Here is a 14,778-nt window from a genome sequence, read left to right as displayed (position 1 = left end):
CTGTCCGCTCAGTCCTGAGCCTGAAGGGCGCGGATCTGTTCGACGAGACCCTCGGGCCAGACCTTGCCCTCGTACTCCTTGTAGACGTCCTTCAGCGCGTCGCGGAACGCGTCGAGGTCGGGCTCGGTGTAGGTGACGCCGGCCTCTTCGAGGATCTCGCGGCCCTTGGCGTCGAGTTCGTTGGTGGCGTCGGTGGAGACCTGACCGGCTTCCTTGCCGGCCTCGCGGAAGATCTCCTTGTCCGCGTCGGAAAGGCGGTTCCAGACCTGCTCGGAGATGAACCAGCCGGTCACGCCATAGACGTGGTCGGTCGCGGACCAGTACTTGGCGACCTCGTGGAATTTCGGCGGGATGGCGAGCTCGAAGCCGTTGTCCTGGCCGTCGACGATGCCGCGCGACAGGCCGTTATAGATTTCGGTCATGCCGAGCGGGGTGATCTGCGTGCCGAGCGTCTCGAATGTCGTCTCGTAGATGTCGATGCCGGCGACGCGCATCCGCAGGCCCTTCAGGTCCTCCGGCGTCTCGATCGGGCCCTTGGTGGTCTGGATCGCGCGGGGCGAGCGGTCGCCGTAGGCGCTGAAGATGCGCACGCCGGTGCGCGAGGCGATATCCTCGTAGATCTTCTGGAAGAGGTCGGAGTTGAGGACCTTCGCCGCGTCCGCCTTGCTGTTGAAGAGGTAGGGGACGATCGCGACCTTGATCTCCTCGGCCCCCTTCAGGAAGGCGGCGACGGTCACGTCGAAATAGGCCATGTCGATGGTGCCGAGCTGCATGCCCGTGAGGAGCTGCTGCATCCCGCCGATCTGGCCGTCGGTGTAGACCTCGATCTTGATGCGCCCGTCGGTCTTCTGCGCGACGATGTCGGAGAAGGCCTTCATCGCTTGTCCCCAGGGGCTCGAGGCGGTGGCGAAGGTGCCCATGCGCAGGGTCATGTCCTGCGCCCAGGCGGGCACCGCGGTGAGGGCGGCGATGCCGGCCGCGGCGATGGCGGCGGTGAATTTGTTCATGATCTCTGTTCCTCCCATTTTATTGGCCCGGCGGCTGCCGGTGCGATGGGACGCCTCGCGCCAAAGGCGTCCGTGCCTCCCGGCGCGCCGGGACGGCAAAGGGTGCGAGGGCCGGGCGCGGCCCTTCGGATCGTGCGTCTAGAAGTGCCAGTGGACCGGCTCGGCCCCTTTCACCGGGGCCGGCATGTGGAAGATGCGCGTGCCGAAGAGGGTGCCGAGATAGATCGTGGAGAGGTCCGGCCCGCCGAAGGCGATGCTGGCGAGATTGCCGAGCGAACGTTTGCCGCCGGTGTCGACGAGGGGCCGCGCGCACTCGCCCGCGTCGAACCGGGCGATGCAGTCGGCCAGAATGTCAGGGTCGGCATCCTCGACGAGGATCTCCTGGCGTCCGTCCGCATGGGTGCGCACCACGCGGTTGGAGCAGACCGAGACGATCCACACCCCGCCTTCGGCGTCGAAGGTGAGGCCGTCGGGGAAGGTGCCCGGCCCGTATTGCGCGACGAGCTCCTTGGGGCCGAGATCGCCATTGGGCGCGATCTTGTAGCGCGAGGTGCGCTGGCCCATCGTCTCGTTGACGTAGAGCCACTCGCCGGAGGGGTCGACGACGCCCTCATTGGTGAAGTCGACGTCCGAGGCGACGATGCGCGCGTTCGCGCCGTCGCGGTCCATCACGATGATGAAACCGTCGCCGCGATTCTTGTACATCATCTTCTCGCGCGGGACCTGCCAGGTGGAGACCGTCACCCAGATCCGCCCCTTCGTGTCGATGCCGACGAAGTTGGTGGGCGGGAGCGGCTGCCCGTCGATCTCGAGGAGGCGCGGGGTGAGCGTGCCGTCGTCCGCCAGGTGGTAGACGCCGCCGGTGGGGCCGAGATTGGCGATCAGGAAGGAGCGGTCGGGCAGGAGGGCGATGCCGTTCGGCAGGAACCCCTCCGGCGCGTCCTTGGCGACGATGTGGCGTGTCGCGCCCGACGGGGCGATGTGGCTCAAGCCGCCGACGCCGCCACCGGCACAATAGGACACGTAGAGATCGCCGGTCCGGGTGGTGAGCACGCACTCCGGCCGGGCCAGCGCGTCGCCGACCCCGCCGAGCATGCCCGACGTGAAGCCATCCATAAGGTCCTCCCAGGCTCCGGCCCGCTCGTTTCGCGCACCAATCGGGAGCGCGGCGGGCTTCTGAAGGGGCCGGCGACGGATGGTGCGCCAGCCCACCCGAACGCTATTGCGGGGAGCGGGGATCGGAGAAGCCGTGGTTCGGAACACCCGCGTTCTGAATTGGCGAAGACCACGATTCATGGTCCCGCTTCCCAGCCGCGACAGACGGATTTAGCATCACGAGACGATGAAAAAACGTGCAGACACGAGCGCGCGGCGGGTCCGCGCCGCGCCCCTGTCACTCCCGGCAGAGCGGACGCCAAGAGGGCCGGTGCGGCCATGATCCGCTTCGATCTCACCACGCTGCGAATCTTCGTGGCGGTCTACAATCTGAAGAGCCTCACCCGCGCGGCCGAGCAGGAGCACATCGCCTCCTCCGCCGTCAGCAAGCGCATCAACGACCTCGAGACCGATCTCGACGTGCAGCTCTTCTACCGCCACCCGCGCGGGGTGAGCGCGACGCCTGCGGGGGAGGCGCTCGCCGGGCACGCGCGGGCGCTGTTCGAGTCCGTCAACGAGATGGCGGCGGACCTGTCCACCTATGCCGGCGGCACGCGCGGGCAGGTGCGCATCCACGCCCACTCCTCGGCGATGCACCAGTTCCTGCCGCGCGAGATCGCGAGCTTCACCCGCCTCTATCCGGAGGTCCGCGTTGTGGTGCGGGAGGAGACGACGCCCAACGTCTTCCAGTCGATGCAGGACGGGATCGCCGATATCGGGGTCGTCGCCGGGCACATGTCGCTGCCGGCGGGGCTCTCGGCGATCGCCTGGCGGGAGGATCAGCTGATCGCCCTCCTGCCGGCCTCCGACCCGTTCGCCCAAAGCGCCTCGGTGCGCTTCAGCGACCTCTCCGAGCGCTCCTTCATCAGCCTGGAGACGGGGAGCTCGCTCCAGATCCTCCTCTCGGAGGCGGCCGAGGCGCAGGGCATCACCATCGACCCGATCCTGGAGGTGACGACCTTCGGCTCGGCGATCGAGATGGCGGCGGCCGGGCTCGGCTTCGCGATCATGCCGGTGGGGGTGGTGCCGGACGATCCGCGCGTCGTCAGCGTCCCCCTCGAGGACGAATGGGCGCGGCGCACGCTGTCGATCTGCATGCGCTCGTCCGGCCGCCTCAACGCCTCGGTGCGCCTGATGCTGCGCCATCTCAGCAGCGAGGCGGAGGCTTATCGGCTGGAGAGGACCGCCATTCCCAACGAATAATGGTCCCCCCCGGCGCGGTCCTCTAGGCCGGAAGGCACAACAAGAGGAGGATCGCCATGACGAAGAACGAAGTCGAAATCGTCGAAGTGGGACCGCGCGACGGGCTCCAGAACATCGCCAAGTTCATTCCGACCGAGGTGAAGATCGACCTCATCCGCCGTCTCGCCGGCGCGGGCTTCACGCGCATGGAGCTCGGCTCCTTCGTGAGCCCCAAGGCCATCCCGCAGATGCAGGACATGGAAGCGGTGATCGCGGGCCTGCCGCCGCTGCCGGGCGTCGCGGGGATGACGCTGGTGCCGAACACCAAGGGCGCGCACCGGGCGCTGGCGGCCGGGGTGAGGGATCTGATCTTCGTGATCTCGGTCTCCGACGCGCACAACCAGTCCAACGTGCGCCGCGCCACCGACGCCTCCATCGCCGACCTCAAGGCGATGCTGGAGGAGATCGACCCGCTCGGCGAGTTGCCGATCCGCGTCGGCCTCGCCACCACCTTCCACTGCCCGTTCGACGGGGTGGTGGACGAGGACAAGGTGCTCGCCACGATCGAGAAGATCCTGCCGATGCGCGAGGGGATGGAATATGCCCTCAGCGACACGACCGGGATGGCGACGCCCGCGCACGTGAAGAGCCTCACCAAGCGCTGCATCGACGCCTTCGGCGGCAGCGCGCGCTTCTGCTTCCACGGCCACGACACGGCCGGCTTCGGCATCGCGAACATCCTGGCGGCGATGGACGGCGGCATCCGCTCCTTCGACACGTCGGTCGCCGGCCTCGGCGGCTGCCCGTTCGCGCCGGGCGCCACGGGCAACATCCCGAGCGAGGACGTCGTCTACCTGTTCCAGCGCCTCGGCGTGACGACGGGCATCGACCTTGAAAAGCTGCTCGACGCCGGCACGATGATCCTGGCCGAAAGCGGCGCCCCGATGGCGAGCCACGCCCGCGCGATCCCCCGCGCCCGCCTCTTCGCCGACCTCACCGGCACCCCCCCGAGCCAGGCCGTCGCCGCGTAGGCGGCCGGGCGTACGGCCCGTGGCGCCGCCGCTGGTGGTGCCACGGTTGGGGGTTAGGCTTGGCGGCGGAGTGGGCTCCGCCTTGGTTCGGGAGGTGGCGTCACCCGCCTTCAATTGGGGGGAGCGGGTCGGTGGCGAGCGAAGCGGCACGGGCTCCTGTGAGTGTGGGGAATTTTCAGCACGACGCAGTTTGCAGGTTCCACGGTCTATCCGTGCAAAACACTTCCAATGCTCATTGGGCTTCCTCAGCTGGAGACCGCCTCACACGTACGGGCGCGCCCAGGTCGACGCTGAGCCCCTCTAAGATCTAGGTATTAGTCATGAATATTTTGGTGCTTTTGTTCGGGTGGTAGGAAAAATTTATCTGATCTAGAAAATCACGAGTACCCTCCTGGGGAATAGGTTCTTAGAGCTTGGCCCGGCCTGCAAAAAGGTGCATGCAATTCCCTCGACGTAATTTGACTATCTGGTTCATGATGGATCATGCACGACTTTCTCATCTTGTAGAATTTTACAGGATGATCGACCGTCTTTCGATCGTTTGCGGCACTGGTGTCCGACTCAACGCTTGTAATGGGCATCTCAACTGGCCCAAGCGCGGCGTCTATTTTTTCATGGAAGATGGGGAGGATCGGAGCGAAAGCGGCAACGGCCCTCGCATCGTGCGGGTCGGCACCCATGCCTTGAGGACGGGGTCTTCGACTAGCCTTTGGGCAAGACTTTCACAGCACCGTGGCCCCCAATCATCCGGCGGTGGTAATCACCGCGGGTCGATTTTCCGGCTGTTGGTTGGTACGGCCCTGGCAGCAAGGGATGGCGATCATTGCCCAACCTGGGACGACCGCAGGTCTGTCGCATCTCCAGAGGTTAGGGCTGCCGAATTGGAAATGGAGAGAAAGGTCAGCGCCGCGATTGGCACGATGAGTTTGTTGTGGCTTGCCGTAGACGATGACCCGGCCCCACAAAGTGCGCGTGGCGACATCGAACGGAATGCGATTGCACTCCTCAGCAATCTCGGCAAGGCGCCGTTGGACCCGCCATCGGCAAGTTGGCTCGGGCATCATTGTGATCGCGAACGCGTGCGTGGCTCGGGGCTCTGGAATAACAACCACGTCGACGAAAAATATGATCCAGCCTTTTTGGAGCGGATGAATACGCTCCTTCTGGCGGTCGAAGCGCGCACTTGATCGTCAATTGGTAGTGCGGCGCTTGCGATCATCACCGACATAAGCCTAAAGACTGCTCAATCTTCAAATCGACTCGTGCGCGACCCTCATTCGGCAACTTGCCGAGTGCGCACATCGGCCCGCGTGCGACGTCGAAACTTTGCGAACGGCCAGTCGCAGGTGGTCTTCGCATCCACTCTGACCCGGCTCCCGCAGCGTCGGGCCAGAGCCGCCCTACATAAGCTCGCAATCCGCGGGAAGCAGTCGCCAAGGCCAGTCCCACCCTCTCCCAGCACCCCGGCGCGGCGCGATGGCGCGCGCACGGGGTCGTGAATTGCGTGGGTCCGAGGATTGGTGACTTTTGCTGTGTCTGACGTCCTGGGCGGGGCCTCGTTCGCGGCATTTGTGGCCGTTGGGCCGGGGTGCGATCCGGGGCGCGCGCCGTGTGGTGGGCGCTGGCGGCCCGGATGGGGGCTGCATGTGAGCGCTGCCGGGTGCGCGCGTTTGATCTCGAACGGCGTGGTGGGGCGATCCTCCCGCGCAAGAGGAGAGAGAATGATGGCTCAATCGCTGCAGACCCGTCGCGCCATTCTCCTGGCCGGGGCGGCGACGGCCGGGGCGGCGCTGACGGCGGGCGCCGCGGGGCTCGTCGTGCCGGCGCGGGCGGCCGGGCTTGCGCCGACGCCGACGATGCGCGGCGGCGCCAACAATTATCGGCCCGGCGCGCCCCTCGTTCCGCGCATCGGGGGCGGTGGCTTCTGGATGACCGGCACGGTGCGGCGCGCGGGTGACGGGGCCCCGCTTGAGGGGATCCGGATCCAGATCTGGGCGCACACCACCGAGGGGCACGAGCGCGACGAGCGCAGCCATGGCGCGACCATGACCGGCGCCGACGGCGTCTTCCGCATGGAGATGCCGCAGATCGTGCCCGCTTTCGGGCAACCGCACGGCCACCTCGCCTATGATGCCGACTTCGACGAGAACGGCTTCGAGACCGTGTTCCTGCGTCCGGTGATGCGCAGCGCGCGCGAGACGCGCCTCAGCGCCGATTTCGTCCTGCGGCCCGTCTGACCGGGTGATTCCCCTTCGCGCGATCCTGACCTGGGCGGCGCTCGGCGCCGCCCTTGTCGTGCCCGTCGCCGTCGCGGCGGCGAGCCCGCTCCTTGCCTGGCGCGATCCCATCTACATCGCCGCCGGGTTCGCGGGCGTCGTCGGCATGGGCTTCCTGCTCCTCCAGCCGCTCCTGGCGGACGGCCTCCTGCCTGGGATTTCGCCGCGGCGGGGGCGGCGGATCCACGGCTGGGTCGGCGCCGCGCTGACGGCGGCGGTGGCAATCCATGTCCTGGGATTGGCGCTGACGAGCCCGCCCGACGTCCTCGACGCGCTGCTCTTCCGCTCGCCGACGCCGTTCTCGGTGTGGGGCGTCATCGCCATGTGGGCGGTGCTCGCTGCGGCGCTCCTCGCCTTGCTGCGCCGGCGCCTGCGCCTGAGGCCGGCGCTCTGGCGGCTGTGGCACGTGTCGCTCGCGGTGGTGATCGCCGTCGGCAGCGTGGTCCACGCGATGCTGATCGAGGGGACGATGGGGATGGTGTCGAAGGCGGCGCTCTGCGCGCTCGTCCTCGCGGCGGTCGCCAAGGTGGTCGTCGACCAGCTTGCACGCACGCGCCCCGCCCGCCACGGCGGCTGAGATCCGCCGCGGCGGGGGAGGGGCACGCCGCTCCGCCCGAATGTAGTCGAGCAGGACACGCGTGCGCGCTTCATCAATCCGGCGCGATGGCTCTTCGGTGAGGCTGTTCCAAACTCAGAGCCAAGCGCGCCAGGGCCGCACCGCTCGCTACCCGACGCGCTGGCGCAGGGCGGCGACGGCGGCGCGCGGGGCGGTGAGAACGGGCGCGTCGATGGTGGCCGAGACGGCCTCGTAGGCGCGCGAGGTCGAGAAATGGGCGAGCATCACCGCGTCGCAGTGGGCAAGCCGCGGCGCGGCCTCGGCGAGGAGGCGGTTGTGGGTCTCCGCGTCGCCCCCCTTCAAGGCACGCATCGCCTCCTCGATGAGGACGGTCTCCACCGTGGCCGCGACGCCGCGCTCGGCGGCCGCCTCCTGGAACTCTGCCTCCATTGAAGCGACGGACGGGCCGAATGTGGCGAGCATCCCGAGGCGCGTCCCGCAGCCGAGCGCCTCGTCGAACATCGCCTCGTTCGGCCGCAGCACCGGCTTCGGCGTCGTCGCCGCGAAGCCCGCGATCGCCGGCCCGAAGGCGGAGCACGTGTAGAGGATCCCGTCCGCGCCGGTGGTGAGCGCGTAGCGGCCGAGATCGCCGATGCGCTTCGTCATCGTGTCGGTGAGGTCGGTGTCGCGGGCGCGATCGGGGCTCAGCGATTCGTCGAAGATGCTGATCGCGTCGGCGTCCGGCCACAGGGCCGCGAACGCGTCGCTGACCGGCGCCATCGCGACGGCGACGGCATGGATGAGGGCAATACGGGTCATGTCTACTCCGGAAGGTCGAGGCGTTCGAGCATTTCGGCAAGCTCGCGCGCCCAGCGGCGCTTGTGGGCGCGATGGATGTCCTGGGCGGTCTGCGGATCGTTGCGCCGAACCGCCTCGATCACCGCGGCGTGGTTCACGTTGGAATAGACGGGCTTCGCGCGCAGCGGCAGGGTGAGCAGGCGGAAACGGTGCGCCTTGTCGAGAAAATTGCGGGCGACCTCGGTGAGATGGGCGTTGCCGCACAATTCGATCAGGAGCGTGTGGAAGGCATAGTCGGCCGCGGCCCAGGCGAGCGGCTCGTCCTTCTCCAGCGCCTCGTCCATCTGCTCGACGGCGGCCTCCAGCAGCTTCAGATCCTCCGGCGAGATGCGGCGGGCGGCGAGGCGCTCGGCCGCCTGGATCTCCAGGCATTCGAGCACCTCGTTGACCTCCTGGATGGCGCGCTTCGACATCGGCGTGACGCGGAAACCCTTGCGCGGCACGATCTCGATGAGGCCCTCCTGCTGCAGGCGGATGGCGGCTTCGCGCACCGGCGTGCGGCTCATCCCGAGGCGGATGGCGAGTTCCTCCTCAAGGAGGCGCGTGCCGGGCGCGAGCTCGGTCGAGAGGATCTGGCGCTTCAGCTCGGCATAGGCCGTGTCCACCAGAGACCGCCGCTCCTGCACTCCTGACATCGACTGTTCCAATCCCTGCCGCGATGGCGCGAGCGTAAGTGCGAGCAGCGTATACGTCAATAAGCCGAGAATAGCCGGGATTTCCGCATCTCTTGCTTGATTCCGCGGCGTTTTCCGATCCGGCGTGCCAATTCCAGGCGCAGTGGCGGGGTGATTGCTTGACAGTGCCCATGCGCAATGGTTCGATGCGCATACGTAAATAAAAACAACGCATAATTTGGAGGGACGCTATGCGGAAGCAGCTCTTGGGAATCGCCACGGTCGCTGCGGTGGCCATCGTCGCGGGCACCACCGGCGCCAGCGCCGTGACGTTCACGCTCGCGACCACGAACGGGCCGGAAGACCTCTCCTCGCGCGCCATGATGCGCTGGCGCGATGCGCTCGCGGAGCGGTCGGGGGGCGATCTCGAAATGGATTTCGTGTCCGGCGGCGCGCTGGGCGGCGACCAGGAGCTCCTCCAGCAGCTCGCGACCAACGAAATCCAGGCGCACATCGCCGGCCCGGTGGTCGTCCACCGCCTGCTGCCCGCCTATCAGTGCCTTGAGGCCGAGTATGTCTACGACAATTCCGACCACGGCTATCGGGTGTGGACGGGCGAACTCGGCAAGGAGGTGTCCGACAAGTTGCGCGAGGATTACGGGATCGAGATCGTCGCCGTCGGCGCCCGCGGCGCGCGCGAGGTGACGGCCGACCGCCCGATCCGCGAGCCGGCCGACCTTGCCGGCGTCAAGATCCGCGTCACCAATCCGCTGCGCTCGCAGGTCTTCTCCGCCTACGGCGCGCTGCCCGGCCCGCTGCCGATCTCCGAGCTCTATGGCGCGTTGCGCCAGGGCGTGTTCGACGCGCAGGAGAACCCGATCCCGACCATCTTCGGCAACCGCTTCTACGAAGTGCAGAAGACGATCAACCTCACCGGCCACGTCCAGAGCTACAACGTCGTCACCGCCAACACCGCCTTCCTCGATAGCCTCTCGGAGGAGCAGCGGACGGTCTATGACGAGACCCTCCAGGAGGCGATGGACTGGCTGAACGAGGCGGTGAAGACCGAATCGTCCGAGCTTCTGGAGAAGATGAAGGCGGATGGGGTCGAGGTCGTGGAATCGGACGTGCCGGCCTTCCAGAAGGTCGCGCAGCCGATCGTCGAGGAGTTCGCCGCGAAGAACTGCCGGCCGGGCCTCCTCGACGATATCCGCAAGGCCGCCCAGTAGAGGCCGCGTCGGATCGTGACACCAGCTCCCGTGGGCGTCGATCTCCCCGACGCCGAGCGCCCCGCCGACCGTCCGGCGGGCGCCGCCCGCCCGCGCAAGGGCGTCCTCGACCGGGTCGACCGCGTCATGGAGGTCGTCGCGCTGACGGCCTTCGCGATCATGATGCTCTCGACCCTCACCCAGGTCTTCGCGCGCTATCTCGCGATCTCCGCCGATTGGACGGAGGAGTTCGCGCGCGTCGTCTTCCTCAGCGCGATGATGATCGGGATGGCGCTCGCCGTCCGCCGCGAGGAGCACATCGTCGTCGACTTCTTCTTCGGCAAGCTCGCGCCGCGTCCGAAGGCGATGCTGACGGTGTGCTTCGACATCGCCATCATCGGGCTGCTCGTCCTGTGGCTGCGCGGCGCGCTCATCCTGATGCAGCTGAACGCCAACGCGATCTTCGTGACGCTGCCGTGGCTCTCGGTCGCCGCGCTCTATGCGGTGGAGGCGTTCGGCGTCGCAATGATGATCGTCTTCATCCTCGCCGACATCGTGCGGCAGGGCCGTCTCCTCAAGGCGGGAGATGAATTGCGATGATGGTCGCCCTCATCACCCTCGTCCTCATCATCGCGCTCATCTGCCTCGGGATGCCCGTCGGCTTTGCCGCCGGCGTCGCCTCGGTCGCGGGCGCGGCCTGGCTCTTCGGCGACATCCTCGACCCGCGCGTCGCGACGATGCTCGCCCGCACGAGCCTCGACAAGATGAACGACTTCCTGCTCCTCGCGATCCCGTTCTTCCTGTTCGCCGGGCGCCTCATGAACACCGGCGGGATCACCGACCGGCTGTTCAATTTCGTCGCCGTCCTCACGCAGCCTGTGCGCGGCGGCCTCGGCCACGCGAACGTCCTCGGCAGTGTGTTCTTCGCGGGCATGTCGGGCTCGGCGACCGCTGACGCGGTGGGGCTCGGGCAGATCGAGTTCCGCGCCATGACGCGCGCCGGCTACAACCACAATTTCAGCGCCGGCATCACCGCCGCGTCCTCGCTGATCAGCCCGATCCTGCCGCCGAGCATCGTGCTCGTGGCCTACGCGGTGCAGGCGCAGGTCTCGGTCGCGGCCCTGTTCTTCGCCGCGATCATCCCCGGCATCCTGATGGCGGGCCTCTTCATGGGCTGGGTCGCCTACAGCGCCAGGGTCTACGGCTTCCCGGCCGGGTCGCGCGTCACGCTCCTCGCGATCTGGGAGAGCCTGCGCCCGGCCTTCCTCGCCTTTATGACCCCCATCATCATCATGACGGGCATCTATGCCGGCTTCTTCACGCCCACCGAGGCGGCGGCGGTGGCGGCGCTCTACGCCCTCATCATCACGACGCTCGTCTATCGCGAGATCGGGTTGCGGCGGGTCCTGGAGGAATTGCGGGGCACCCTCATCGACACGGCGGTGATCATGCTGATCATCGCGTTCACCTCGGTCCTCGGGGTGCTCCTGATCCGCAGCGGCGTGCCCGGTGAGCTCGCCTCGTTCTTCGCCTCGATCACAGACAGCCCGCGCGTGCTCCTCCTGCTCCTGCTCGTGCTGTGGCTGATCGTCGGCTGCTTCATGGCGCAGACGCCGGCGGTCCTCATCCTGACGCCGATCCTGATGCCGATCGTCCAGCGCTTCGGGATCAACGAGATCCATTTCGGGATCGTGATGACGCTCGCGCTGACGCTCGGGCTGCTGACGCCGCCGGTCGGCATGGTGCTCTACGCGCTGATCCGGGTGACGGGCCTGCGCTTCGACCAGCTCGTGCGCGCCTCCTTCCCCTACATCGTCATGCTCCTGGGGCTGACGGTGGTCCTGGTCCTCTTCCCCGATATCAGCCTCTGGCTGCCACGCCTGCTCGGCTTCCGCGCCGCGGGCTAGGGCGCCCAACCGCTCGAAGGACATGATGAAACTTCTGATACTGCCCGGCGACGGCATCGGGCCGGAGATCACCGCGGCGACCGTTTCGGTGCTCGACGCGGCCGACCGCCGCTTCGGCCTCGGCCTCGAATACGAGACGATGGAGATCGGCTGGGCCTCCTATCACGCGACCGGGACGACGCTCCCCGACGCGGTGCTCGACATCGCCCGCGCCGCGGACGGGACCGTGCTCGGCCCCATCTCGCACCTCGACTATCCGGGGCGCGACGAGGGCGGCGTGAACGTCTCGGCCGCCTTCCGCACCCGGCTCGACCTCTACGCCAATGTCCGGCCGGCGCGCACGCGGCCGGGCGTTCCCCATCGCGGGACCGACATGGACCTCGTCATCATGCGCGAGGCGACGGAGGGCATGTACCCCGACCGCAACATGGTGAAGGGCAAGGGCGAGTTCATGCCCACCGACGACGTCGCCATCTCGATGCGCAAGATCACGCGCAAGGGCTGCCGGCGCATCGCAATCGCCGCGTTCGAGCTCGCGCGGCGGCGCAGGAAGCACGTCACCGCCGTCCACAAGGCGAACAATTTCATTCTGACTGACGGCCTCTTCCTGGAGGAGGTGCGCAGCGTCGCGGCGGACTATCCGGACGTCACGCTCGACGAATATATCGTCGACGCGATGGCGGCCTGGCTGGTGCGCGACGCCTCGCGCTTCGACGTGATCGTGTCGACCAATTTCTACTGCGACATCCTCTCCGACCTCGCCTCGGAGCTGTCGGGCGGGCTCGGCGTCGCCGGCTCCATCAACGCCAACGAGACGATGTGCGTCGCGCAGGCGCAGCACGGCTCGGCGCCCGACATCGAGGGGCAGGGGATCGCGAACCCCACCTCGCTGATCCTGTCCGCCGCGATGCTGCTCGACTGGCTCGCCCAGACGAAGGGGCGGCCCGAATTCGCCGACGCCGCCGCCGCGATCAACACGGCGATCGATGCCGCGCTCGCGCAGCCGGCGACGCGGACGCGCGATCTCGGCGGGGCGCTTGGCACCCGCGATTTCGCCAAGGTCGTGGCGGATGCCGTCTCGGCCTGAGATGGCGGCGCCTCGGCCGCCGCTCGCCGCGGTCGGCGGGGCGTGGGATTGCCATGTCCACGTCTTCGGCGACCCGGCGCGCCATCCCCTTGCCGCCACGCGCCGCTACACGCCGGGGCTGGCGCGCCTTGAGGACGCGTGCGCCCACGCGGCGCGGATCGGCGCCGCGCGCATCGTGCTGATCCAGGCGAGCGTCTACGGGGCTGACAATGGCTGCCTCTTCGAGGCGCTGGGCGGGCTCGGGCGCGAGGGGCGGGCCGTCATCGCCGCGAGCGCCGACAGCCTCGACGATCGCACCATCGCGCGCTGGCATGATGCGGGGGTCCGCGGGGTCCGCGTCAATCCGCGCGGGCGCATCGCCGATGTTGGGGCCGTGCCGGGCGACCTCTCAGCGCTGGCGCGGCGTCTCCAAGGCACCGGCTGGCATGTTGAGGTGAACACGACGGCCGCCTTCGCCGAGGCGATCGTGGAGGCGGTCGTCCCCTTCGGCGTGTGCCTCGTCCTCGACCATCTCATGGGGCTCGACCTTGCCGCGGCCGACTTCGCGCCGGCGCTCGCGCGGGCGGCGGCGATCGCGGGCGAGGACGGGGTCTGGGTCAAGCTGTCGGGCGTCAGCCGCGCGGCGCCCGCGCCCCACGTGCGGGCCAATCAGGCGGCCGCCTTCGCGCGCTTCCTCGAGGTCGCGCCGGAGCGGGTGCTGTGGGGCTCGGACTGGCCGCACACGCCGCTCGGCGACGGCCAGTCCGGCTTCGCCGAGGTCGACGACGTCGCCGAGGCCGAAATCGCGCTGCGCCTTGCCGGCGATCACGCCGCGCGGCTCTTCCGCGACAACCCGGAGGCGCTGTTCCGATGAGCGCGCCGCATGGCGGGCGGCCGCTTCCGTCCGGCAGGCCCCTGCGCGTCGCGATCGCGGGGGCGGGGATGATCAGCCTCTATCATCTGATCGCCTGGAGCCGGGTCGACGGGGTCGAGCTCTGCGCGATCATCGACCCCGACGCGGAGCGCGCCCGCGCGCGGGCGGCGGCGTTCGGCATCGCGCGCGACTATCGGAGCCTCGACGCGCTCCTCGCGCATGAGAAGATCGACGCCCTCGATATCGCGACACCGCGCGAGACGCACGCGGCGCTGGTGCGCACCGCGGCCGCCCACGGCATCGCAGTCCTGTGCCAGAAGCCGCTCGCGGTCGACCTTGCCGAAGCGGAGGCGCTCGCGGCCGAGGTCGCCGACCGCATCCGCCTGATGGTCCACGAGAACTGGCGCTTCCGGCCCTATTATCGACAGATCGCCGCCTGGCTCGCCGAGGGCCGGTTCGGGGAACTGGCATCGGGCACGATCTCGATCCGCAGCTCGGGCATCCTGCCGGACGCGACGGGCCGGTCCCCCGCGTTGGAGCGCCAGCCGATGTTCCGCACCGAGCCGCGCCTCCTCATTGCCGAGAGCCTGATCCACCATATCGACGTCGCGCGCTGGCTCTTCGGCCCGCTCCGGCTCGTCGCGGCGCGGCGGCGGCGGATGAGCGATGCGGTGACCGGCGAGACGCTGGCGACGCTCCTCTTCGAGACGGGGGAGGGCGCGCCCCTGGTGATCGACGGGAACTATGCCTGCCCCGGCTTCGCGCCATCGAGCCGCGACCGGGTGGAGCTGATCGGCAGTCGCGCGAGCATCGTGATGTGCGAGGATCGTCTCTCGCTGCTCGGCGATCGGGCCGAGACGATCGGCTACGAGCACGACACGGCGTACCAGGAGAGCTTCGACGCCGCGATCCGCCATTTCGTGGAATGCCTCGCCTCGGGCGAACCCTTCGAGACCGACGTCGCGGACAATCTGGAGACGATCCGCCTCCTGGAGGCGGCCTACGCGGACGCCGCGGGATAGGCGGGGGCGGGGCTCTGTTGCA

Annotated in this window: 15 protein-coding genes; 11 read left to right on the top strand and 4 right to left on the bottom strand. The window is 68.4% G+C overall.

Annotation, left to right across the window (positions count from 1 at the left end):
• Positions 1-8 precede the first annotated feature (8 nt).
• A complete protein-coding gene (locus DBV35_RS25595) occupies positions 9-1,007 on the bottom strand; it encodes a TRAP transporter substrate-binding protein (protein WP_157961978.1) in 999 nt (332 codons plus the stop codon).
• Positions 1,008-1,145: 138 nt separating this feature from the next.
• The gene (locus DBV35_RS25590) at positions 1,146-2,123 is read right to left on the bottom strand and encodes an SMP-30/gluconolactonase/LRE family protein (protein WP_170135041.1); all 978 of its coding nucleotides are present in this window, start codon (positions 2,121-2,123) and stop codon (positions 1,146-1,148) included.
• A 318-nt stretch (positions 2,124-2,441) separates the two neighbouring features.
• Between DBV35_RS25590 and DBV35_RS25585 the strand changes: the two genes are divergently transcribed.
• From DBV35_RS25585 to DBV35_RS25565, 5 genes are all read left to right on the top strand, one after another.
• Positions 2,442-3,365 (top strand): LysR family transcriptional regulator, encoded by a 924-nt coding sequence (locus DBV35_RS25585; protein ID WP_108663211.1) that lies wholly within the window; start codon positions 2,442-2,444, stop codon positions 3,363-3,365.
• Positions 3,366-3,421: 56 nt separating this feature from the next.
• Positions 3,422-4,375, top strand: coding sequence for a hydroxymethylglutaryl-CoA lyase (locus DBV35_RS25580; RefSeq protein ID WP_108663210.1), 954 nt, complete (start codon positions 3,422-3,424; stop codon positions 4,373-4,375).
• A 437-nt stretch (positions 4,376-4,812) separates the two neighbouring features.
• Positions 4,813-5,562 carry a GIY-YIG domain-containing protein gene (locus DBV35_RS25575; protein ID WP_483860589.1) on the top strand — a complete coding sequence of 250 codons (750 nt, stop codon included), beginning with the start codon at positions 4,813-4,815 and terminating at the stop codon, positions 5,560-5,562.
• A gap of 537 nt (positions 5,563-6,099) precedes the next feature.
• Complete coding sequence (locus DBV35_RS25570) at positions 6,100-6,612, top strand: peptidase associated/transthyretin-like domain-containing protein (RefSeq protein WP_108663473.1); 513 nt, start codon at positions 6,100-6,102, stop codon at positions 6,610-6,612.
• A gap of 4 nt (positions 6,613-6,616) precedes the next feature.
• On the top strand, positions 6,617-7,228 hold the full coding sequence (locus DBV35_RS25565) for a ferric reductase-like transmembrane domain-containing protein (protein ID WP_108663209.1): 612 nt from the start codon (positions 6,617-6,619) through the stop codon (positions 7,226-7,228).
• 147 nt (positions 7,229-7,375) lie between these two features.
• Here the strand turns inward: DBV35_RS25565 and DBV35_RS25560 are convergent, their stop codons facing one another.
• Together DBV35_RS25560 and DBV35_RS25555 are read right to left on the bottom strand one after the other, a co-directional pair.
• Positions 7,376-8,026, bottom strand: a complete 651-nt coding sequence (locus DBV35_RS25560; RefSeq protein ID WP_108663208.1) for an aspartate/glutamate racemase family protein — start codon at positions 8,024-8,026, stop codon at positions 7,376-7,378.
• A gap of 2 nt (positions 8,027-8,028) precedes the next feature.
• Positions 8,029-8,670, bottom strand: a complete 642-nt coding sequence (locus DBV35_RS25555; RefSeq protein WP_170135040.1) for a GntR family transcriptional regulator — start codon at positions 8,668-8,670, stop codon at positions 8,029-8,031.
• Positions 8,671-8,930: 260 nt separating this feature from the next.
• Here DBV35_RS25555 and DBV35_RS25550 point away from each other — a divergent pair, with 260 nt between their 5' ends.
• Genes DBV35_RS25550 through DBV35_RS25525 form a run of 6 tightly spaced genes read left to right on the top strand, consistent with a single transcriptional unit; the run spans position 8,931 to position 14,756 of the window.
• A complete protein-coding gene (locus DBV35_RS25550) occupies positions 8,931-9,908 on the top strand; it encodes a TRAP transporter substrate-binding protein (protein WP_108663206.1) in 978 nt (325 codons plus the stop codon).
• A 15-nt stretch (positions 9,909-9,923) separates the two neighbouring features.
• Positions 9,924-10,487: a TRAP transporter small permease gene (locus DBV35_RS25545; protein ID WP_157961977.1), complete on the top strand. Its 564-nt coding sequence runs from the start codon at positions 9,924-9,926 to the stop codon at positions 10,485-10,487.
• Complete coding sequence (locus DBV35_RS25540; protein ID WP_211100051.1) at positions 10,484-11,794, top strand: TRAP transporter large permease; 1,311 nt, start codon at positions 10,484-10,486, stop codon at positions 11,792-11,794. The genes DBV35_RS25545 and DBV35_RS25540 overlap by 4 nt, the downstream gene beginning before the upstream one ends.
• Before the next feature lie 25 nt (positions 11,795-11,819).
• The gene (locus tag DBV35_RS25535; protein ID WP_108663472.1) at positions 11,820-12,881 is read left to right on the top strand and encodes an isocitrate/isopropylmalate dehydrogenase family protein; all 1,062 of its coding nucleotides are present in this window, start codon (positions 11,820-11,822) and stop codon (positions 12,879-12,881) included.
• Complete coding sequence (locus DBV35_RS25530) at positions 12,865-13,734, top strand: amidohydrolase family protein (protein WP_157961976.1); 870 nt, start codon at positions 12,865-12,867, stop codon at positions 13,732-13,734. The genes DBV35_RS25535 and DBV35_RS25530 overlap by 17 nt, the downstream gene beginning before the upstream one ends.
• Positions 13,731-14,756, top strand: a complete 1,026-nt coding sequence (locus DBV35_RS25525) for a Gfo/Idh/MocA family protein (RefSeq protein ID WP_108663202.1) — start codon at positions 13,731-13,733, stop codon at positions 14,754-14,756. Before DBV35_RS25530 ends, DBV35_RS25525 begins: the two co-directional genes overlap by 4 nt.
• Positions 14,757-14,778 lie beyond the last annotated feature (22 nt).

Source organism: Acuticoccus kandeliae, assembly GCF_003073115.1.
Note: the sequence above shows the minus strand (reverse complement) of the source record. Positions and strands in the feature narration are given on the sequence as shown.